The 20,683-nt window shown below is 69.3% G+C and carries 24 protein-coding genes; 4 read left to right on the forward strand and 20 right to left on the reverse strand.

Going from position 1 to position 20,683, the window contains the following annotated elements:
* Nucleotides 1-21 precede the first annotated feature (21 nt).
* Both HD557_RS20140 and HD557_RS20145 read right to left on the reverse strand, forming a co-directional pair.
* Nucleotides 22-639 (reverse strand): hypothetical protein, encoded by a 618-nt coding sequence (locus tag HD557_RS20140; RefSeq protein WP_196875189.1) that lies wholly within the window; start codon nt 637-639, stop codon nt 22-24.
* Complete coding sequence (locus tag HD557_RS20145; RefSeq protein WP_196875190.1) at nt 636-1,016, reverse strand: isomerase; 381 nt, start codon at nt 1,014-1,016, stop codon at nt 636-638. Before HD557_RS20145 ends, HD557_RS20140 begins: the two co-directional genes overlap by 4 nt.
* 115 nt (nt 1,017-1,131) lie before the next feature.
* On the opposite strand from HD557_RS20145, the gene HD557_RS20150 reads away from it, so the two are divergent.
* Nucleotides 1,132-1,911 (forward strand): helix-turn-helix domain-containing protein, encoded by a 780-nt coding sequence (locus HD557_RS20150; protein ID WP_196875191.1) that lies wholly within the window; start codon nt 1,132-1,134, stop codon nt 1,909-1,911.
* Nucleotides 1,912-2,233: 322 nt separating this feature from the next.
* Here the strand turns inward: HD557_RS20150 and HD557_RS20155 are convergent, their stop codons facing one another.
* Nucleotides 2,234-2,986 (reverse strand): hypothetical protein, encoded by a 753-nt coding sequence (locus HD557_RS20155; protein WP_196875192.1) that lies wholly within the window; start codon nt 2,984-2,986, stop codon nt 2,234-2,236.
* A complete protein-coding gene (locus HD557_RS20160) occupies nt 2,983-3,828 on the reverse strand; it encodes an IclR family transcriptional regulator (RefSeq protein WP_196875193.1) in 846 nt (281 codons plus the stop codon). Before HD557_RS20160 ends, HD557_RS20155 begins: the two co-directional genes overlap by 4 nt.
* 113 nt (nt 3,829-3,941) lie before the next feature.
* On the opposite strand from HD557_RS20160, the gene HD557_RS20165 reads away from it, so the two are divergent.
* Complete coding sequence (locus HD557_RS20165) at nt 3,942-5,720, forward strand: sigma-54-dependent Fis family transcriptional regulator (RefSeq protein ID WP_196875194.1); 1,779 nt, start codon at nt 3,942-3,944, stop codon at nt 5,718-5,720.
* 3 nt (nt 5,721-5,723) lie between these two features.
* Here the strand turns inward: HD557_RS20165 and HD557_RS20170 are convergent, their stop codons facing one another.
* From HD557_RS20170 to HD557_RS20220, 11 genes are all read right to left on the reverse strand, one after another.
* A complete protein-coding gene (locus HD557_RS20170) occupies nt 5,724-5,870 on the reverse strand; it encodes a hypothetical protein (RefSeq protein WP_196875195.1) in 147 nt (48 codons plus the stop codon).
* A gap of 6 nt (nt 5,871-5,876) precedes the next feature.
* Nucleotides 5,877-7,181, reverse strand: coding sequence for a hypothetical protein (locus HD557_RS20175; protein ID WP_196875196.1), 1,305 nt, complete (start codon nt 7,179-7,181; stop codon nt 5,877-5,879).
* A complete protein-coding gene (locus tag HD557_RS20180; RefSeq protein ID WP_196875197.1) occupies nt 7,181-7,633 on the reverse strand; it encodes a hypothetical protein in 453 nt (150 codons plus the stop codon). The genes HD557_RS20175 and HD557_RS20180 overlap by 1 nt, the downstream gene beginning before the upstream one ends.
* The gene (locus tag HD557_RS20185) at nt 7,630-8,217 is read right to left on the reverse strand and encodes a hypothetical protein (RefSeq protein WP_196875198.1); all 588 of its coding nucleotides are present in this window, start codon (nt 8,215-8,217) and stop codon (nt 7,630-7,632) included. The genes HD557_RS20180 and HD557_RS20185 overlap by 4 nt, the downstream gene beginning before the upstream one ends.
* Before the next feature lie 5 nt (nt 8,218-8,222).
* Complete coding sequence (locus HD557_RS20190) at nt 8,223-8,528, reverse strand: hypothetical protein (protein ID WP_196875199.1); 306 nt, start codon at nt 8,526-8,528, stop codon at nt 8,223-8,225.
* A 76-nt stretch (nt 8,529-8,604) separates the two neighbouring features.
* On the reverse strand, nt 8,605-9,825 hold the full coding sequence (locus HD557_RS20195; protein WP_196875200.1) for a methane monooxygenase/ammonia monooxygenase subunit B: 1,221 nt from the start codon (nt 9,823-9,825) through the stop codon (nt 8,605-8,607).
* Nucleotides 9,826-9,837: 12 nt separating this feature from the next.
* Nucleotides 9,838-10,623: a methane monooxygenase/ammonia monooxygenase subunit A gene (locus HD557_RS20200; RefSeq protein ID WP_008359136.1), complete on the reverse strand. Its 786-nt coding sequence runs from the start codon at nt 10,621-10,623 to the stop codon at nt 9,838-9,840.
* A gap of 38 nt (nt 10,624-10,661) precedes the next feature.
* Entirely contained in the window at nt 10,662-11,525 is an 864-nt protein-coding gene (locus HD557_RS20205; protein WP_008359138.1) for a methane monooxygenase/ammonia monooxygenase subunit C, read from the reverse strand.
* A 36-nt stretch (nt 11,526-11,561) separates the two neighbouring features.
* Nucleotides 11,562-12,599, reverse strand: coding sequence for an NAD(P)-dependent alcohol dehydrogenase (locus tag HD557_RS20210; protein WP_196875201.1), 1,038 nt, complete (start codon nt 12,597-12,599; stop codon nt 11,562-11,564).
* The gene (locus tag HD557_RS20215; RefSeq protein ID WP_196875202.1) at nt 12,596-13,303 is read right to left on the reverse strand and encodes an iron-sulfur cluster assembly protein; all 708 of its coding nucleotides are present in this window, start codon (nt 13,301-13,303) and stop codon (nt 12,596-12,598) included. Before HD557_RS20215 ends, HD557_RS20210 begins: the two co-directional genes overlap by 4 nt.
* Complete coding sequence (locus HD557_RS20220; RefSeq protein WP_196875203.1) at nt 13,303-14,316, reverse strand: amidohydrolase family protein; 1,014 nt, start codon at nt 14,314-14,316, stop codon at nt 13,303-13,305. Before HD557_RS20220 ends, HD557_RS20215 begins: the two co-directional genes overlap by 1 nt.
* 390 nt (nt 14,317-14,706) lie before the next feature.
* On the opposite strand from HD557_RS20220, the gene HD557_RS20225 reads away from it, so the two are divergent.
* Entirely contained in the window at nt 14,707-14,970 is a 264-nt protein-coding gene (locus HD557_RS20225; RefSeq protein WP_196875204.1) for a hypothetical protein, read from the forward strand.
* On the opposite strand, the gene HD557_RS20230 is transcribed toward HD557_RS20225, so the two are convergent.
* Entirely contained in the window at nt 14,945-15,403 is a 459-nt protein-coding gene (locus HD557_RS20230; protein WP_196875205.1) for an agglutinin cell wall attachment protein, read from the reverse strand. The genes HD557_RS20225 and HD557_RS20230 overlap by 26 nt on opposite strands.
* A gap of 147 nt (nt 15,404-15,550) precedes the next feature.
* On the opposite strand from HD557_RS20230, the gene HD557_RS20235 reads away from it, so the two are divergent.
* Nucleotides 15,551-16,132: a helix-turn-helix domain-containing protein gene (locus HD557_RS20235; RefSeq protein ID WP_050800766.1), complete on the forward strand. Its 582-nt coding sequence runs from the start codon at nt 15,551-15,553 to the stop codon at nt 16,130-16,132.
* On the opposite strand, the gene HD557_RS20240 is transcribed toward HD557_RS20235, so the two are convergent.
* Genes HD557_RS20240 through HD557_RS20255 form a run of 4 tightly spaced genes read right to left on the reverse strand, consistent with a single transcriptional unit; the run spans nt 16,110 to nt 20,663 of the window.
* A complete protein-coding gene (locus HD557_RS20240) occupies nt 16,110-17,348 on the reverse strand; it encodes an amidohydrolase family protein (RefSeq protein ID WP_196875206.1) in 1,239 nt (412 codons plus the stop codon). The two genes, HD557_RS20235 and HD557_RS20240, sit on opposite strands and share 23 nt — an antisense overlap.
* Complete coding sequence (locus HD557_RS20245; RefSeq protein WP_196875207.1) at nt 17,345-18,130, reverse strand: creatininase family protein; 786 nt, start codon at nt 18,128-18,130, stop codon at nt 17,345-17,347. Before HD557_RS20245 ends, HD557_RS20240 begins: the two co-directional genes overlap by 4 nt.
* The gene (locus tag HD557_RS20250; RefSeq protein WP_231380379.1) at nt 18,130-19,473 is read right to left on the reverse strand and encodes an FAD-binding oxidoreductase; all 1,344 of its coding nucleotides are present in this window, start codon (nt 19,471-19,473) and stop codon (nt 18,130-18,132) included. Before HD557_RS20250 ends, HD557_RS20245 begins: the two co-directional genes overlap by 1 nt.
* Nucleotides 19,474-19,478: 5 nt before the next feature.
* A complete protein-coding gene (locus tag HD557_RS20255; protein WP_196875209.1) occupies nt 19,479-20,663 on the reverse strand; it encodes a hypothetical protein in 1,185 nt (394 codons plus the stop codon).
* Nucleotides 20,664-20,683 lie beyond the last annotated feature (20 nt).

Consider the following 20,683-nt stretch of genomic DNA (forward strand, 5'->3'; position numbering starts at 1 on the left):
TGTGCCGCAGTGTCACGCTGGTCACACCTGCCTGACGTACGCGTCCCGGCAGGCCTGCGCACAGAACCCGACGGTGACGCCGTCGTCCTCGACCGTGATCGCCCCCTTCCCGAGCTTGACCCTCATCCCGCAGATCGGGTCGATGACCGTCCCCTCCGGCAGGTCGACCTGGCCGGCATCGGTCCGGGCCCGGAACTCCGCGGTCATCGTCGCCAGCACGTCGTCGGCCGTGGCCGGCCTGCCGGCGAGGCCGATGCTGCCGTCGGGCACCCCGGCCAGGTCGATCCACAGGTCTCCGACCGACCTCTCCCAGCCGTGCCGGGCATCCAGGCGGCGTACGGCACGCCGCAGCCAGCCGATCGCGTGCCGCGCCGTCTCGTCCCGCCACCGGTCGGGCACCGTCATGGTGATCCACATCGGAGGCGTCACGCCCGGCTGCCAGGGGCCGTCGCCGGTCGTCCACCCGTTGAGCGCCAGGAATCCGACGTGGGTCATCGCGCGCGCCCGCCTCATCGTCTCCTCGGGGACCTCCACGGGTATCTCGTCGCCGACCAGCCCGGCGGTGATGTAACCGGCGAGCTGGGCGCGGTCCTCACCATCCAGTGCGCCGACCGGGCAGCGGATCTCGATCAGGTTCACGCCGCACCGCCATGGTGCTCAGCCGTGAGGACCGGCGCACGGTCGACGAAGGTGGTCACACCGGTGATCCGTCCGTCCGCGTCGGTGACGATCACGTCGGTGCCCTCGGCGAAGGAGGACCCGCCGACGCGGATCTCCCAGGCCAGCCGGGCCCGGTCGTGGTGGGTCTCCGGCTCGGCCCGGGCGAGGAACTCGTAGGCACCCACGTTCTCGACGAACGTCCGGGTGAACCCGACGAGCGCCTCGACGCCGACCAGGTCCGCGTTCGGGGCGACGTAGCTGACGTCCGGGGTGAACACCTGGGCGCCGACCCGGCGCTGCGGCTCGCCCGGCTCGGTGTTCCAGAACCTCACGTACGTCTCGATGGTCTCGGTCATGGTGCTCTCCTGCATCTCGGGAACTGACCTCACCACGGTGGCGCCGGCGCAGGCGGCCTGTCGATTACCTGCCAGGTAGTTGTGATCCGCACCTGCCGACGGCAACCTGAGCGACATGACGGTGGCTGCGGAGGTGCCTGTGGGCGAGCTGGTACGACGCTGGCGCGAGCGGCGGCGCCGCTCCCAGCTGGACGTGTCGATCGCCGCCGAGCTGTCCGCCCGGCACCTCAGCTTCATCGAGACCGGGCGGGCCAGACCGAGCCGCGACATGATCGAGCGGCTGTGCGACGAGCTCGACATCCCCTTGCGGGACCGCAACGCCCTGCACCTGGCGGCAGGGTTCGCCCCGGCGTACCGGGAACGGCCGCTGCCCGACCTGGGCGTTGCCAGGACCGCGGTGGAGACGGTGCTGGCCGGTCACGAGCCCAATCCCGCGCTGGCCGTCAACGTCCGCTGGGAGCTGCTGGCGGCCAACCGGTCCATGCAGCGCTTCCTCGGCGACGTCGACGAGGCTCTGCTCGAGCCTCCGGTGAACGTGCTGCGCACGACGCTGCACCCCGACGGCCTGGCGCCGAGGATCCGCAACTTCGTCCAGTGGCGGGCGCACGCCGCCCGTCGGGTCCGGCGTCAGCTCGAGCGCACCGCCGCCGAGGGCCTGGCCGACCTGCTCGCCGAGGTCGAGTCCTACCCGGTGCCCGCCGGCGCCGACCTCACCGCGCAGGCGGACGACAACGACCTGGTGGTGCCGATGCGCCTCGCCTCCGACGGCGGAGACCTTGCGTTCCACTATGCGTTGACCGTCTTCGGCGCGGCGCGCGACGTGACCTTGGACGAGATCGCCATCGAGACCTTCTTCCCGGCCGATCAGGCGACCGCCGACGCGCTCAGGGCGTAGTGGCCACCGGCACGGGCGACCGCTGGATCCGGCCGATCTCAAACTGAGACGGTGCGAGCTCACGGTTGAGCTGTGATGGGTTGGGGTACCAGAGAGACCAGAGAGGAGGCACAGCCATGTGGGACGTCATCGGAATCAACTCGCTCCATCTGTCGCACGACCTGCCGTGCCCGCGGTGCGGCCACCCGGCACACATCTACTTGGCGTGCGGTGACGGCTGCGACTGCGAGCCGACGTTGCTGCCCGGCTCCGCACTGCCAGCGGGCCACCTCACGCCACGAGTAGAGGCTGCCTGATGACCGTCGCCCTCCGGGCACGGAGATCAGCCGAAGGCGGTCCGCTCGAACACCGCGTGCAGCGGCCGGTCCGCGATCATGACGTCGACCATGAGACGGAAGCGTCCCGGTGACGACGGCGTGCCGCTGAACGTCCCATCCGCCCCCGCCTCGAACCGCACGAAGGCGCCGCTGGCGATGCTGACGCCGGCGACCTCCGCCTCGGCGTACTCGACCTGCTTGCCGGCGGAGGACACCGACAGCACCAGCGTCGACGGCTGAGCGAGCAGCAGGTCGCCCGAGAGCGAGACGTCGTACGCACCGACCTTCTGCGTGTCCCCCTCGGCGACCCGAACCTTCGGCAATCCGTGCTTCGCGCGCGGTGCGTCGACATCGGCACCGAGGACGAGATCACCGATCTCGTCGCCGGTGTCGAAGGCCACCACGAGGTGGCCCGGACCTCCCGGGCTCTCCGGAAACGCCGCCTCCCAGGCGCCATCTCGCGTCGGCTCCGCGACGGCCCGCGCGAAGTAGCGGAGGTCCGTCGACCAGTACCACGAGGTCAGCTCGCCGACGTGTGCCTGCCCGGTCTCGAGCTCGAAGCGGACCCGGCCGGCACGCCCGCCCTCGGCGCGGACGTCTGACAGGCGATAGCCCGCCTGGTGGTCGACGAGCCCATCGCCCCAACCGGCCGTTCCGAGGTTCGGATCGGCGGCGTCCGGCGAGCCGTCCGAGGCGCCGCACGAGGCCGCCGACAGCGACAGCGCCGCGAGAGCCGCGACCAGGGCGCGGTACGTCATGCCCGAGCCCGCTCGCAGACCATCGCCGTGAGCGGGTCGAGGTCGACGTACATCCGGGTCGCGTCCCGCGCTGCCTGCCTGACCGCCGACTCGAGCTGCTCACGCTCGTCCAGGAAACGACGGGACGAGACCGAGACACCGAGGCCGGCGATCACTCGTCCGGCACTGTCCCGCACCGGTGCTGCCACGCACGAGACACCCATCTCGTACTCGTCCACGTCGGTCGCGAACCCGGCCGCCCGCATCCGAAGCACCTCGCGGCGCAGCCGATCGGGGGTGTCGAGGGTGTGGTCGGTGAATCGCCGCAGGCGCGGCTGCCGCAGGTAGTCCGGCCAGCGGTCGAAGCCGATCGAGGCGAGCATGACCTTGCCGAGGGCGAGCGCGTGCGCGCCGCCTCGGTAGCCCGCGGAGATGTCGCGCAGCTCTGCCGCGCCCCGACGTCCTCGCGTGTCTGCGATCTCCAGATCGCCCTGTTTCCACCAACCCAGATAGGCGCGCGCACGAGTCTCGTCACGCAGATCCTGCAGCACCGCCGCCAGCCGCTCCGGCTGCGTCCGATTGGCGACGTAGCCCCGGTACAGCGCGGCGATCTGCGGTCCGAGGGTGTAGAGCCCCGACGTCGTCGGCGCGTGCTCGATCATCCCCACGTCCGTCAGGGTCTGCAGCGCGTAGTAGGTGGTCGACAGGCTCTGCTCGAGGCGACGGGCCAACACCTTGGCCGACACCCCCGCCGGATTCTCGGCGATGATCGCCAACGTGTTGGCGATATGGATCGCCGAGTTGAGGACTCTCTTCTGTGCACGGATGCCTTCGACTGCGTCCAGGCTGGTCGTTTCCGTCATGGTTTCCTCCGGTGTAGAAGTAACCCGCCGATTACCTGCCCTTGATCAAAGCAAACCGGACTACTGTGATGGGTCTCACATTGAGACAGGCTGAGGCAGAATCGAGAAAGCCCATGTCCAGTGCCATGCCGAGCTGGTCCGACGTGCTGACGCACTCCCTCGAACGGCTCAAGGAACGAGCATCGACCGATCCCGATGCCGGGGTCCGCGACGGGATCCTCGCGTCCTGGCGTCGCTCCTACGACAGCCAGGCACTCGGCGACCGCCTCGACCTGCCCTACGACGACAACCTGAACCTCTCGACCAGGCTGGTCCGCGCCGCCCGCCCCGTCATCGAGAAGGTTCAGAGCGATATCGACGGCAGCCCGCTGACCCTGATCCTCGGCGACAGCACCGGCAAGGTGCTGCTGCGGCACTCGGGCGAGCCGTGCCTCGAAGGGCAGCTCGACCGCGCCCTGCTCGCTCCGGGGTTCAGCTATGCCGAGAAGTACGCCGGTACCAACGGCATCGGCACCGCCCTGGAGGATCGGTCGACCGCCCTCGTACGCGGCGCCGAGCACTTCAACGAGCAGCTCCAGGTGTTCGCCTGCGTCGGTGTCCCGGTGCGCGACCCCATCACCCGCCGCCAGCTCGGCGTCCTGGACATCACCACCTGGGCCGACCGTGCGCATCCCGCGCTCACGGCGTTGGTCCGACAGGCCGGTGCCTCGATCGAGGACACCCTTCTCACGATGTCGAGCCGAGGTGCGCGGTCGCTGCTGGAGCAGTATCTCCGCAGCAGCCGGGCGGCCGAGGACCGCGTCATCGCCGTCAGCGACGAGGCGTTCATCGGATCCGCCACCGCGGCCGACCGCATCGGCGGACTGGGACGACCCGAGCTGTGGGCGCTGACCGTGGACGCCCTCGGCAATTCCGACGGTGCCGAGATCTCCCTCATGTCCGGCACCGAGTACGCCACCACCCTGACCGTACGTGCCATCCGCTCGCCCTACGGCCGACTCGACGGCGCGATCATCGAGATCCCCTCCTCCGCTCCGGCACCGCCCGTCCAGCGGTCGAGCCCGGCTCGGCCACGCGGAACCCACCAGCTCAGCCCGCTGGTCCTCGGCCCGATGGCCATGGTCGGCCGCATGGCCGCCGCACGACTGCCCGTCTGCCTCGTCGGCGAGCCGGGCACCGGCAAGCGCACCCTCATCCAGGACATCGCCATGCGCGAGTTCCCGGGGCGTACGGTCGTCGTCATCGACTGCGGTGACGACGACATCGAGGCCAAGCTCGGCTCGGTCGGCGAGCATCTCGCCGATGGTCATCCCGTCATCGTCCGCGACGCCGACGGACTGGCATCCGGCCGTCTGGCCGAGCTGGTCAGCGGCATGGACCTGCCCTCGGCCAGTGGCTGGCTCACCTTCACCACGCGCACCCATCGCAAGAGCGTCGAGGGAGCCGAGGAGGCCGAGGGCGACCTGGCCGCCGCCGGCATCCCGATGATCGCCCTTCCCCCGCTGCGGGCACGTGTCCAGGACCTCCGTGTCCTGCTTCCCGACATGGTGCGCCGGCTGAGCCGCGGACGCGTCACCGCGGTCTCCCCCGAGCTGCTGACCCGCCTGATCCGCGAACCGTGGCCGGGGAACCTCGCCGAGGTCGTCGAGCTGGTCACCACCATGATCCCCTCGGCGACCGACTCCGTCCTGCGCGAGCAGCACCTTCCGGCCGACTTCGGCAGCGGGCTGCGGTATCGGCTCACCCCGCTGGAGTGGATGACCCGCGACGCCATCGTGGAGTCGCTGCGAGCCTGCGACTGGGACAAGGCGCGCGCCGCCGAGGCGCTCGGCATGTCCCGAGCCTCGATCTACCGAAAGATCAAGGCCTACAACATCGAGCCCGGCGCCTGATCCTCAGTCGGCCGCACCGTCGCTGTCGGTGCGCTCCTCGCGCTCGACGGGGGACGGCGCCTTCAGCCATGCGTAGAGGCCGACGACGAGCGCGATGGCCACCATCGGGAACACCCACAGGTAGTCGACGATGTGCAACGGAGCGATCATCACTTCTCACAGTCCTATCAGCAGAACGAGGCCTGTCGAGGTCAGACCGACCATCAACAGGAGGTACGGCAGCTGCCCCACCGCAACCGATCGCGGGCGGAGCTCCTCGAGGGAGCGGTCGTGGGCCGCTACGACGCCGACGACGTGTCCGCAGACCACCGCCGCGAGCTGTACGACGGCGATCGTCCGGGGTGAGACGACCAGGTAGTCGATCGAGGACCGTGCCGAGCCGAAGAGGTCCCATCCCCGCCCGAACGGGTCGGACGCCAGGATCGCGCCGACCTGGCCCTGGAAGATCGCGAACGAGAAGTAGTGGGCCACGGTGTAGCCGACGATGATGGGCACCATGGTGTGCGCGAAGGCCCGCGAGGTCCCGTCGGCGTATCGCGAGAAGGCGTCGGTGGCCCGCATCGCGAGCTGGTAGGCACCGGCGACGAGCAGGATTGCGCCGACCAGGCCGAGGGTGCCGGTGATCAGATAGCCGGGTCCGGCGAGGTCGCGGGTCAGGTCGCCCCAGAGGGAGGTCCGGGTCACCCCGTCGAAGGCCGTCGACCCGAGCAGCGTGCACAGCACGGCGAGCTGCCCCGGCGGGACCGGCATGGCCGCGAGTCCGGCCAGCGGGTGGCGGAGGACCGCCTCGCCGTCCACCGAGCGCCCCCACGGCGCCAGCCGCCCGATGGTCGCCGAATAGACCTCCAGGCCGTCGGCGGCGTCGAACCACCGCGGACCGACCACCGCACCACCGATCCCGTGCACGAGGACGTACGCGGTCACGAACCCGGCCACCACGCGCGGCTCGTCGGAGTGGTCGAAGACGAGCTCCAGCCACAGGAACACGCCCAGCGAGACGACGGCCGGCCATCGGCCCACGGCCGCCGGAAGCCCGGACCGCCGCATGCGCGATGGAACGACCCGGCTCAGCAGCCGCGCCAATGCCCGCACCGGGTTGAGGAACCGCCAGACCGGCCCCAGGAGCAGCGAGCACGGCACCAGGCCGACCCACACCCACACGTAGAGCCAGGTGGGAGCCGGGTTCGCCGCCACGCTGGCCGGACCGAACCAGGCGACCGCGAGGAACACCACGGTCCCGACCAGGGCGACTGCCTGCGCAAGCCGTGAGGCCCGCTCCCCCACCGCGACCTGTACCCACCGCGGGAGAACCACCCCCGCCTCGGTCGCGAACCGGCTCGAGCGCCACAGCAGCCCGAGCGCGAGGAAGGAGAACAGCAGAACTCCCACCGCGACGTACAGGGCGACCCACACCGGGATCGGAAGATCCGAGCGGCCACCCAGCCCGTGGGTCAGGATCATCACTTCACCTCGATCTCGACGAGCAGCGTGCCCGCTCCCTCCAGCTCCACCTCGAAACGGCCGGGGATGTCGGCCGTGAAGGTCAGCGTGCTCTCCTGGCCGGCCACGAGATCGACGTGCGTGTCGTAGCCGTGAACATGCACCTCGTCCGCGACGTCGCTGGTGACGGCGAGCGTCACCGGCTCACCCAGAGCGACGCGCTCGACACGGGCCGGCGGGGACGGCTTCCCGTCCACGACCTCGATCCGGATGACATCGCCCGTTGGCGACGTGTTCGTCGGCCGGGTGTCCGTCGGCGAGGGCGTGGCGGTCCTCGCGGGCTCCGAGGTCTGCGTCGAGCCGTGATCGGCGTGGTCCGCCTCCGCCGCGGTGGAGGTCTCGGCTCCGCACGCGCTCAGAGCTGAGGCGGCGAGGAGCGTCGCGCCGGCAAGGATAAGGCGTGCGCTGATCATGAATGGTGGTTCCTTCCGAGACGGCGTTCGTTGGTCACGAGACGGCTGCTGATGACGAGGGCGAGGACGAGACCGTGCACGACGTGGATCCCGACCATCCACGGCCAGCCGATCAGGCTGCTCAGGCTCGAGGCCTCCGGCTGCGCGCCCACGACGGTCCCGACGACCTGGAGGCAGACCAGGTAGAAGAAGCACATCAGGATGACGCCGTGCAGGGCGGCGACGACGTACAGAGCACGTCCGGCGACCCGATGGTTCCGCGTGCCGAGCGAGAAGATCGCTCCGCTCACGCCACCGAGGACCACGCAGATCCCCAGTCCGCCGACGAACTCCTGCTGGAAGAAGGGTGCTGGCTCACCGGCCGCGGTCGCGGCCTGCGACACCTCGAGGGCACCCGGCGACAGGAACGAGACGATCGCGTAGAAAGGGGTCGCCGCACCGACCCCCTGAACGACGCCGGCCAGGGCGAGCAGCGCGATGATGACCAGGGCCGACAGGCTGCCGGCGACCGCTCCGCGCTCGATCGCGGCGTCGACCGCCCGCCAGCCCGTCGGCGACTCGTCCACCTGAGCAGGGCTTCTCATGCTGGTCACTTCCCGTCCGCCTGGTCTGCGGGCACGGTCTCCCGGGGCCGGGTGGGCTCCTCGGCGTCGCGCTCGAGGAGCTCTTCGAGCTCGAAGTACTTGCCGCTGAAGAGCAGCCGCGCACCCGTCGGACGCTCATCGCGGTAGCCGGACTGGTAGCGCCGCTTCGACGTGCCCGACATGTCGATCGAGAGCATCAGCACGAAGATGCCGATCAACAGCCCTCCGAGGATGACCGGACCGAGCCCGATCAGCATGTCCATGGAGCTCGTGCCGCCCCCGTGCATCGGCAGAATTTTCGGGATGGTCATGGTGTGCACTCCTGGTTCAAGGGTGGAAACCCGGTGGTGCCGAGGGAGAGCGGCACCACCGGGTGAACGTGTTCCGTCAGACCATGGCCGACGGAGTGACGAAGCTCTGGACGGTCACGAAGTTCTCGTGGCCGGCCTCGTCCTGGAGGCGCAGCACGCCGGTGAGCTGCATGCGCGACTCGCCGACCGGCATGAGCCGTTCCTTGGCCCACACCTCGTCCGTGATGCTCATCGTCAGCTCCCGTGTCTCGCCGGGGGCGATCGGCGCGGCCGGAGAGATCTGGACGGACCGCTCCGCACTTCCCGCCTCGGCCACCGGGAAGGTGAGCGTGCTCGTCATGAACGACTCCACCGATGCCGGGGAGGTTCCGGTGTTCGTCACCGTCACCTTGGCCGTCACGGTGTCCGTCGCCGGGTCGAACACGGCATCGGAGGCGTCCGCCGTGACGAACTTGGCATCCACCACCGCGTCCTCCGGGGCGAAGTGAAGCACCTGCTGCGGCATCTTGTCCGGGTAGGCCTGCGCCTGCCACACCATGCCTCCCACCACCAGGGCGATGGTCGCGCCCATCATGATGTTCATGACGCGGTGGTCCTTCTTCGTGATCAGCCCGTACGCCCCACCGTCGGTGTTGAGCGGGATCTGGCTTGTCACCGGCAGACGTGTGACGGTGGGCTTCGGGACGATCCAGTAGAGGAGCCAGGCGAACCCGATCACCAGCCAGAGGACGTTCCAGAAGGTGACGCCGCCCATGCCGATGTTCTCGAGGTCGGCCGTCTTCCCGCTCAGCAGCTTGACCTCGTTGGTGAAGCCACCGGCGGACTCCGTCACGTCGACGTACTGACCCGGGCCGATGAGCGAGCCCGCTCCGTGGATGCCGAAGATGGGATGGACGTGCCAGTGGCCGACCCGCCGCCCCTGGAGCACCATCTTGAACTGGTAGACGCCGCCCTTCTCGATCTCGATCGCCATCGGCGCCGGGGCGCCGTTGATGGTGCGCTCCTTGATGACGACGGTCGGGCCCGGGGCGATCACGCCGATGAAGCCGAGCTTCGGCTCGGCGAGCTGCTCGGGGTAGGTCTCGAGGATCTTCGCCGTGCCCGTGATGGTGAGCTCCTCACCCTGGGCGACCTTGTCGGCGGAGTACTTCACGTCCCAGAAGGCGACCGTGCCCATCCGGAGGAAGGCCTCCTGCGCCGTCTCGCCGTGAGCCGACGCCGGTGCCGGCGGCAGCGCGAGCACCACGGCGACGGCAGCGGCCATCACCGCCCCGATGTACTTCAACTTGCTACGCATGTCGTACTCCTCTCAGAACCGCTTGATGAAGCGGCCGATGGGCCAGATGGCAAGTCCGCGACCGATGGCCTGGCCGACCCAGTAGCCGGCGACCGCGAGGGTGGCCCCGAACGCCAGCGAGACATACTGGGTCTCACCGAGGAAGGTGCGCAGCGACCCGTGCTCGATCATGCGGAGGTACTCGGGGGTCTGACCACGGACGTACTCGATGCCCTGGACGTCGGCGACGGTGACGTGCAGACCCATCCAGTCGATCGGCTGCAGGTACGGCGCGAGCACCGTGTAGTTCGTGAACCAGAGGATCAGCGCGAAGCCGAACGCTCCGACCAGCGATGTCAGCACGAAGCTCTTCGTCTTCAGCAGCACCCAGTCCAGCCAGATGGCGGCGGCCAGGATCATCACCGGCCAGACGAACGCCAGCGGGAACCCGCCGAACATGTCCCAGTTGAAGATGCGGCCGATCCAGGACGCGATCGTCATGCTGATGGCGGTGTAGACGGCACCCGTGGGCATGCGCCAGGCGAGCCACTGGATGTACTGCAGTGCGGACGGGATGATGATCACCGCGAAGGGGGTCACCATCGGCCACCACTGACGGTCCTTCCAGTCCGTCCAGAAGTCCCAGTCTCCTGCGAACAGGAGCTTGGTGATGTCGGCTGCGGCGGCAACCACGAAGGCGGCCGTGACCCAGAAGACGATGTCCCACTTGCGGTCGATGAAGGTGTAACGGCGGTTGAGCAGCTTCCGCAGTGCTTGCGTGCGCTCCTCGGACTCCGGCGCCAAAGCTGTGGCACTCATGAGGGCTCCTTGGTTTGGGGATGTGAACGGTCCACGGGTCAGGCGATCGCGGGATCCGAGGTCGGTACGGCTTGTCGTTCCTCTTCGATCTCGTCCTCGATCTGGAGCAGCCGGCCGAGGGATTCGGCCCAGAGGGCGAAGATCCCGGACGCCAGCCAGCCGTAGGTGACGAAGGGCCAGTGGAACGGTGCGGCGAAGATCTCCTCGGTGATCCAGAGGCTGTGGCCCCACTCGTTCATCGCGACCTGCATCATCTCGGTGACGGAGGCGGAGATGAGGAGGAAGAAGGACCAGGGGAAGCCCTTGTCGGGCGAGTAGACCTTCGGCAGGCGGGTACGTCCGTAGAGGTAGGTGCCCACCGTCATCGTGATGCCGAGCGGGAACGCCCAGAAGAACATCACGATGTGGCTCGGGGTGAGGGCGGTGTCGCGAACAGCAGTCTGGTGCCAGACACCGTCCTGGTTCGGGAAGAAGCTCGCCATGAAGTAGAGCGTCACGCAGGTGGCGCCGATCAGGCCCCAGAAGACCGCGATGCGACGTACCTCCTCGGCCTTGCTGATGGGCCGGGCCTCCGCCTTCGCGGCGAGGTTCTGGCCGGACTTGATCAGCCATCCCCACCAGACGAGCGTCACGATCGTGACGACGACCAGCTCGCCGAGGAACAGGTTGAACCAGTACGTCCGGAAGCCGTCGCTGGCCGCGTCCAGGCCGTACTCCTTGTACCAGGCGAACTTCTGCTGATAGATCCGCAGCCCGATGAACGACCCGGCGAGCAGGAAGCTCCCGATGAACATCCAGCGCCAGCCGCCGTTCCAGTCGATCGGACCGCGGCCCTTGGGGAACTCGTCGGTCGAGTCCCCGCGAGTGTCCTCCCGGGATTCCGGGGTGATGGTTGTGGACATGGTTTTTCCTTCCGGTTGTCGTGCGGAGGTCCGGGGTCAGGGGATGAGGACGGCCCGACCACGCACCCGTCCGTGGTGCAGGTCGTCGAGCGCGGCGTTGGCGTCGTCGAGGGAGTAGATCTGGGAGTGGAGGGTGACCTTCTTGGCTGCCGCCAGCTCCATCAGCTCGGAGAGCTCGGTGTAGTTGCCGACGAGACTGCCGACGACGCTGATCTCGCTGAAGATGACCTGCAGCGCCGGCACGTTGACGTTGCCGCCGTATCCGACGACGTAGTACGTCCCGCCCTGGCGAAGCATGTTCGGGCCCTGGTCGGTGGTGCCGTGCTCGGCGACGAAGTCGATGACGGCCTCGACCCCGTCTCCCCCGGCGAGGTCCTTGACCGCCTCGACGACATCGCCCTCGCCAGCGTTCACGGTGATGTCCGCACCGACCTGCTTCGCGAGCTCGAGAGCGTCCGGGTCCGTGTCGACGACCACGATCTCGGTCGGGCTGAGCGCCTTGAGCGACTGGATCGCGATGTGGCCCAGACCGCCGGCGCCGATCACGACCGTCTTCGTCCCGGCCTGGAGCCGGGGCACGGCCTTCTTGACCGCCCGGTACGCCGTGATGCCGGCATCCGCGAGCGGCGCGACGTCGACCGGCTGGAGGCTCGGATCCAGCTTGATGCAGGCGCGCTCGTTCGTGAGCATGTACTCGGCGTACCCGCCGTCCATGGCGAGCCCGGGGAACCCGGCCGTCTCGCAGTACATGTCCTCGCCGCGACGGCATCCCGCGCAGACGCCACAGGTGATGTGCGGGTGGAGGATCACCGTGTCGCCGGGCGCCACCGTGGTGACCGCCGAGCCGACCTCGTCGACCCAGCCCGCGTTCTCGTGGCCGAGGATGAACGGGAGGAGGGTGCCGTCGGTGTCGAGGGTGTCCTTCCAGACCTTCTCGATGACATGGAGATCCGTCCGGCACACGCCTGCGGCGCCCACCTTGATCACCACGTCGTGCGGCCCGGTGATCCGGGGCTTGGGCACGTCCTCGATGACCAGCTTCGAGTCATAGGTGTAGAGCCGGGCGGCCTTCATGCCACTTCTCCTTTGTCGACGGGGATGAGTTGTGAGGGGTAGCGCTCCGCGAGCAGCGCCTTGCAGAGATGGCCGTTGCCTTCGAAGGACACGGCCATCACGCGGGCAGACCGCCGATGGGCCCGGACCTGCTCCGGACCCACCGGACGGCCATCGGCGGCGATGAGGAAGGGGTCGTCGTGGCGGCAGCCGACCCCGAGCTCCTCTCGCGTGGTCAGGTACTTCCCAAGAGCGGGAAGGTCGAGCCGGACGACGTCTCCCAACACGAGGTCGACAAGACTCTCGGCGTCGACGCCGAACTCTTCCAGCTGGCGACAGACCTGCTCCTGGCGGATCAGCAGGGTCTTGCGCCGGAAGTGGTCACGAAGGTCCTCGAGGTCGCCCTCGGCCTCGCTGGGGAACGCGGTCATGAACCCGCCCCTGCTCTGGACGCCGGACTGGATCCGCTCCGACTCGAAGTGGTCCTCGACGGAGACGGTGACCGCGCCCTTTCCGGCGACGTGCTCCGCCGCCTGGCGTACGTCGTCCACCATCAGCCAGGTGAAGTTCGGCGCACAGAAGTACGTCGGCAGCTGCATGACGATGCGCACCTGACCGGCTTCCTCGGTGACGGAGCGGATGAACCCCATGTCCGTCACCGGGCGGTCGACCTCGGGGTCGTGCACCTCATCCAGCGCAGCGAGGACGTCGGACGCGGTCGACATCAGGCCACGACCTCGGCGAGGGCGTCCACCTCTGCGACTCCGACGACGTCCGCCGGGACCTCGATGTCGTACAGGCGCGCGGCATTGAGGCCGAGGACCTTGGCCTTCTGGACGTCGGTGATGGCGTCGTACTCGCTGCCGTCGGAGAACTGGAAGTCGAGGAACTTCTCGATCAGCCAGCGCGGGGTCCAGATCGCGTAGTCGCTTCCGAAGCAGATCTTGTCCTCGCCGAGCCAGTAGAGAAGCTCGCCCATGATCTGCTCGAAGTAGCGGGGCTTGGCGTGGACGAACGGCATCGCGACCGCCATGCCGGCGTAGACGTTGCGCTCCTGGGTGCCGATCCAGCAGAAGTCCTCAAGCCTGGGCAGGCCGATGTGCTCGACGATGAAGTTGAGGTCCTGGAAGTCGGTGGCCACGTGGTCGACGTCGTGGACGTCGAAGGCGTCCCGGTCGAGCGGCCAGACCGTGGGGCCCTTGTGGATGTGGATGTTCTTGATGCCGAGCTCCTGGGACTTCTCCAGGTAGCGGTAGGCCATCGGGTCGGTGAGCGAGTAGCCGCGGGAGTCGCCCTGCCACTCCGCGGTGTAGAGCTTGACGCCCTGGATCTTCCGCTCGGAGGCCTCCCTCTCGAGCAGCTCGAGGCCTTCCTCGCCGAAGCGCGGGTCCCAGGAGGTGTTGAGGATGAACCTGCCCGGGTTCTCCTCCACCAGCTCGAGCGCCTCCTTCTCACGGCGGAAGCCGGTCTTGTAGAACGCGCCGAGGACCGTCGGGTTGAAGACCGCGACGTCGACACCGCCGTTGTCGAGGACGTCCTTGACGACGTCCTCCTTCTCGATCTTCGCGAAGCGCTCCTTCGACCACTTCTCCTCCTCCGGGGAGAGCCCGTTGTGGTAGTCGAAGAAGCACTGGGTCCAGCCCTTGCCATAGTCGTTCAGGCAGTTCTCGTCCGAGCCGTCCCAGATGTGGATGTGGCCGTCGACGATGAAGTAGTTCTTGCCGTCCCTGGTGATCATGCGGTGTCCTCCTGATGCGAGTTCGGCGTGATGGGGATGCCGACCGTGTCGGCAGCGGTCTGCCGACTCGGGATCGCTTCAGTGAAGGGCTCGGCCCTACCTGTGTCGAGCGTCACACCGGCATCGATCGCCGCTGTTCCACACCCGTCGGAATCCGCGCCGAATACCGGTTGTCAGCGGGGTCGGCGCGGCGTCGCGGTAGCGCTGCGGCCACGAAGTCGGCAGCTGTCAGCCGCCCGATCCGCGAAATCCTCGACGCTTTCCGCAGGGGGTGATGGCGGCCCGGGGTTTACCTCGCCGTTCGCTGTCCAGGCGGTGTGACGGCAGTCACCATTCCGAGACAACGTGCGGCACGAGCCACGCGTTCACCGGAAGAATCGAGGTCGCTCCATGACGTTCGAGACCTTGCTGGTCATGGCGGTCGGTATCGCGGCGCTGACCGGTCTGCGGATCGTTCTGGCCCTCATCGGAAAGGGGCATGCCGCCGACCACTCGACGATCCCGCGCCCGCGGGAAGAGGGTGCGGTCGGCACCAGGCGCCGCGCGGTACGCGGCACGGGACGCAACCGGAACCTGCTGTACTTCGTGCCGAGCCAGGAACCGCAGCCGATGCTGGAAGCTCGGCAGGCTACAGCGTCCGGCGAGCGCCGTTGACCTTCTGCCGGAGCCAGGCGGGGATGCGGTCCTCGTCGCGGGGGAACGTCTCGAGGTCGAGCGCGTACAGCCCCGGATGGGCCGGCCAGCGCCAGACCGGCTCGTCGTCGTAGTTGAACACGACCTTCGTCGAGTTCTTCTCCCCCTCGCCCTCGCCGCTGGCGATGGTCCAGCGGGCGGAGAACCAGGCGCCCCGGCCCGGCTCGTACATCACCCGCCGGAGCTCGTCGGTCAGCGCGAGGATCGTCTCGGGCGGACGGGCGTAGGCGAAGCTGCCGTCCGGCCGGTGCACGTCGATGCGTCCGGTGAAGAACATCGACAGGTTGCGGTGGTTGAAGACCAACGTGGACCAGTCGCCCTCGACCTCGTCGGCGAGGTGGAGGGCGATCTCATCGATGAGCTGTTCCTGTCTGACCACAGGAGGAACGGTCATGACCGCCAACCTACTACCGCTGTCGACCCCAATCCGGGACCAACGTCCCGAGGTCCGGCACAGTGAGGTGTTTCCCACACGTGACGGGACCGTGAGTTTCCGATGGCTCCGTGAACGCCGAGGACCGTTTCGGACTAGGTTGAGCAGATGACTCGGAACCCGCGACAGTCCCTCGATCGCTCCGTGCAGCGGCTGGGTTCCCGCGTGCGCGAGCTGCGCAAGGCGCAGGGGATGACGCTGGTCCAGCTCGCCGAGGCGACCGACCTGTCCCACCCGTTCCTGAGCCAGATCGAGCGCGGGATGGCACGCCCGTCGATGTCCTCGCTGTTCCGGATCGCGCAGACGCTGGGCACCACCCAGCAGGGCCTGCTGGCGGACAGCGTCGAGAGCCCCTCCGCAGGCCCGGCGGCGGTCGTACGCCGCTCCGACCCCGGCACCGCGGAGGCGTCCAACGGCGCGGTGCAGGCGCTGGTCGCCGGGGCCGACCATGCGTTCATCCCGATGGAGTTCGTCGGCGACGAGACGTCCTGGGACCGCTACTGGCAGCACGAGGAGGACGAGTTCGTCTACGTCGTGGGCGGGACGCTGCGGATCGACCTGGACGGCGAGGAGCAGGTCATGGAGACGGCCGACTCGGTCTACATCCCCGGCGGCGTACGTCACCGGTGGGCGAGCGCCGACGGCGAGCTCTTCCGGCTGCTGGTGGTCAAGGAGCAGCGCGGGCGCTGAACCGCGCCAGCTCCGCCACGATCTCCCGCTCGTCGGCGGTGACGAGCACACCGTCGCGTACGACGACCCGGCCGGCCACGACCACGTGCCGCGGGCGCCGCCCGGGCGAGGCCCAGAGCAGCCCGGCCGCCGGGTCGTGGACCCCGGCGTCGGCGACGCCGGAGACGTCCCAGACACACAGGTCCGTCCCCGAACCCAGCCCCGGCCGACCGAGGCCGGACGCTGAGCCGGTGGTCGCCATCTCGAGCACGTCGGCGGCGGCCAGCGGCGGACCGACCAGCGGCGCGACCTGCATGGCCAAGCGGGCGTCGGCGAGCAGGTGGCCGGCGTCGTTGCTGCCGCCGCCGCTGGTGCCCAGGCCGACCTCGACCCCGGCCTCGCGGAGCGCCGCGACCGGCGCGATTCCCCACCCCATCGGCAGGTCGCAGCCGGGTGCGTGCGTGGCGCTCACCCCGGCGGCGGCGAGCCGCCGGATCTCGTCCGGCGTCACGTCGCACAGGTGTGCCAGGGTCACGTCGGGCGCGAGCCAGCCCCACTCCTCCAGCAGGTCGATCGGGCGCCGGCCGTAGCGCTCGGCCGCGACCGCGACGTCGACCTGCTCGTTGGCCTGCGTACGCCGCCGCAGCCCGCGCCGGGCCGCCACCTCCCCCATCAGGCGGAAGGTCGGCTCCGGGTCCGAGTGCACCCCGGCCGGGCCGACGGCGACCTGCAGCATCCCGTCGGCGCTCACCCCGCCGGGCGCATCACCCACCAGCGCCTCGGCGATCAGGTCGGCGCTGCGCGCCGCGGTCTCGGGGTCGTCCCGGGCGGCACCACGGACGAACACCAATCGGGCGCCGAGCTCCGCTGCCGCCCTCGCGGTCCCCTGCGCCAGTGGCACCGTCTCCTCGGGAGTCAGGGCAGCCGGCCAGGTCAGGTGGTGGTCGGCGACCGTGGTGACCCCGCAGAGCAGCGACTCGGCGAGACCGGCCCGCGCCGCGGCGTACGTCAGCTCGGCGTCGACCCCGACCCGGTCGTAGGCCGCGGCCATCGTGGGCAGCCAGGTCGCCATCGGGACACCGCGGGTGCCGGGGAGGGTGCGGAACGCGGTCTGCAGCAGATGGTGGTGGGCGTTGACCAGGCCCGGCGTGACCAGGCATCCCGACGCGTCCAGGTCGTCGTCAGGCCCCTCGACCGAGAGATCCCCCGCGGCCGCGCCTGTGATCCGCAGCGTCATGCCGACGGCGTGAAGCGAGAGGCCTCCACGATGACCTCGGCCAGCGTCGCGACCCCGGCCTCGAAGCGGACCTTGCCGTCCTCGGCGGTGGCGGTGGTCGGGTCTCCGAGGTAGCCGTCGGTGCCGAAGTCGTCCGAGAGCCAGCCGAAGGAGACCGGCTTGCCGAAGCCGATGTGCCGGTAGCCGGCCAGCTGCTCGGGCACCTTCCGCTCCCCGCGCTCCTGGTGCACCAGCTCGGGCCTCAGATGGAGCATCATCGAGGTCTCGCCGTGGCCGCCGTGGATGCCGAGGCCGAGCTCGTCCGCCCGCGAGGAGGTGCCGCCCTGGTCGGGCGGCACGGACAGGTGCGCGAAGAAGGTCGCGAGACCGAACTGCTTGCGCAGCTCGCGGCTGGCGACCTGTCCGAGCGCGGAGTTGCCGCCGTGACCGTTGACGAAGAGCAGCCGGGTGATCCCCGACGTGCTCAGCGAGCGGCCGATGTCGACGAGCACCCGCATCAGGGTGTCCCAGGAGAGCCAGATCGTCCCGGGCGACCAGGAGTGCTCGTCGGACTTCGTGTAGGCCAGCGGCTCCAGCAGCACCACGGAAGCACTGCCCGCCTCGGCCACGGCAGCCACCGCCGCCGAGGCCGCCTCGGCGGCGATCACGTAGTCGGTCGAGACCGGTAGATGGGGGCCGTGCTGCTCGATCGCGCCGAGACCGAGGACCGCCACCGTGTCCGGCGGCAGCTCGGCGATCTCGGGGGCGGTGAGGTCGGCGAAACGAGGCACGCGGTGGGGCATCAGCGGACTCCGATGTTGACGCGGGTGTCGACCAGCGTGTGGTCGGTGAGCTTGCCCTGGTTGAGCAGCCCCTTGGGGTCGCGCTCGCGGGCGACGGCGGTGACGAGCTCGACGTTGCGGTCGACGTACCACTGGTGGGGCGAGTGCACGCCCACGCCGATCTCGTCGAAGCGCGGGATGCCGGCGAGGACCTGCTCCTCGGAGACGTACTCGGCCACCACCATCGCCAGCGGGCCTCGCCCCATCAGCTCCAGATGCAGCCAGACCGGCCCGTCGTAGACCTCGCGCACCCGGTCGGCATCGGTCCAGTAGAGCTCGCCCCCGGTCTCCATGTGGAACCAGGTCCGGTCACGGTGCGCGCGCTGCAGGAAGTAGACCGGGTGGTTGTAGGACATCCCGGAGAGCAGATCGGTCGCGGCGTAGTCCTCCAGACACGCCCGTACGCTGCCCCCGGCCGCCACGACGAGCGACTCGATCTCGGCGACCGTGGAGGCCTCGGCGATCACCCGGAGGCTGTGCTGGGCCGGGTCGAGCGAGACGTTGGTGGTCAGGGTCGGGACCAGCGCGGGCTCGTCGCCCGAGGCCAGCCGCGGCAGCACCGGCAGGTCCAGCAGCCGGCGGTGCACCGACACCATCGCCTCCCAGCTGTCGAAGGCGGCGTAGACCGCCACCCAGTCGCGCGCGGGATCGGTGCGCACCACCACCGAGGTCACGACGCCGGTCACGCCGTAGGCGTGGATGTAGGGCAGCGTCTCCTCGCCCCGCATCGTGAGCAGGCGGCCGCTCCCGTCCATCGGGGCCACGGTCAGCTCGGTGACGAAGCCGTCGGAGGTGGTGCCGTGCTCGATCGTCCCGGTGCCGGCGCTGCCGCCACCGATGAAGCCGCCGATCGTGGAGCCCTTGGTGGAGGGGAAGATCCACAGGTCGCGTCCGGCCTCGCGGGCCACCTTGTCGATCCGGGTCATCCGGGCCCCGGCCCCGGCGCGTACGTCGCCGTCGGGCAGCACCTCGATCGCGTCCAGGCCGCGGAGGTCGAGGATGATCCCACCGGTGAACGGGGTCGCCTGGCCGTAGTTGCCCGTCCCGGCGCCGCGCGGGACGACCGGCACGTCGTGCTCGAAGGCCAGGGCCAGGATGTCGGCGACCTCCTGCTCGGTCCGCGGCCGGACGATGGCATCGGCGACGTACCGGCCGCTCGGCACCTTCTCCTGGAGGATCGGGGACATCCGCGACCAGTCGGAGGAGAGCTTGACCAGCGCGGCCGGGTCGGTCTCGACCCGGTCCGCGCCGAGGCGGTCGGCGACCAGGGCGGTCACCAGGGACGTACGCTGCGAAGTCGTCATCGGCGTCACTTCATCGAGATCGAGTCGTCGATGAACCGGTTGTCGTAGAGCGACTCCGGGTCGATGTCGTCGGAGGTGATCGTGCCGGCCTGCTTCATGATCGGCGCGAACGTCTCGACGATCTCCTTCATCCGCTCGCCGTCGATCTGGCCGAAGACCCCCGACTTCGGGTCGTCGTGGACCAGGTCGAGGTCGGTCATCGTCTCGGCGGCGTACGCAGCCACGCCCTCGCTGTAGGTCCAGCCGGTCTGGTAGCGCTCGACGATGTCGACGATGACGCCGTTGGCCCAGTCCGGGTCCGCCAGGTAGTCGATCTCGGCCTGCTGCATCACCGGGACGAGCTTCTCGAGGCAGTCGGCCTCCTTGTCGACATCCTCGGCGCGTACGGCGATCGGCTCGGGGTAGATGCTGTAGCCGATCTCGGAGAGGAGCTGGTAGCCGATCGGCTTGCCCCAGCTGCTGATCTCCTTCTCGTAGATGTAGGGCTCGGCGGTGGCGAACCCCTGCTGGAGGATCGTCGGCTCGGTGACGAAGCGCTGCGGGGTGCCCTCGTAGGAGAGGTCCGACTGCTTCTTCTCGATCATCCCCTGCGACTCGAGCAGCGCGGGGATCACGTCGCCGGCGGTCACGACGGGGTCGCCGTCCTTCGCGGCGTCGGCGACGGTCTTCGCGCCGTCCTGGCTCTTCGGGTCCCACATCAGGATCTGGGGCGAGACGGTCAGCTGCGAGGTCAGCGCCACGGTGGGCTGCTTCTCCGCGGCCGCGATCGCGGCGTCGGTGTTAACCGCTCCGATGAGGATGTCCTTGTCGAGGTACATCGTCGCCGGGACGGGCTGGAACCCGGTCGCCGGGCCACCCGAACGGACCTCGATCTTCACGCCGGTGTCGACGCCTCCGGAAACGAGCGGACCGGTGACGGTCTTCTTGTCGGTGTCGACGGTGTAGCCCTCGCCGACCAGGCTGTACATGCCGCCGTGCTCGGCCTCGGGCTGCCAGTCCTGCTGCATCACCACGGTCGCGGGGCAGACGTCGGAGAGGTCCTTCGCGCTGCCCTTCTCCGCCTTGGTCACCTCGCCCGCAGAGGCGGTGTTGGTGGCGCCGGCGTCGCTGCCGCAGCCGGTCAGGGCGAGCGGGACGATGGTCGAGAGTGCTACCAGGGTGGCGGTACGCAGGGGTAGGTGTCGGTTCATGCTGGGTCCGTTTCTGGGGT

It is taken from the genome of Nocardioides luteus, from assembly GCF_015752315.1.
Lineage (GTDB): Bacteria > Actinomycetota > Actinomycetes > Propionibacteriales > Nocardioidaceae > Nocardioides.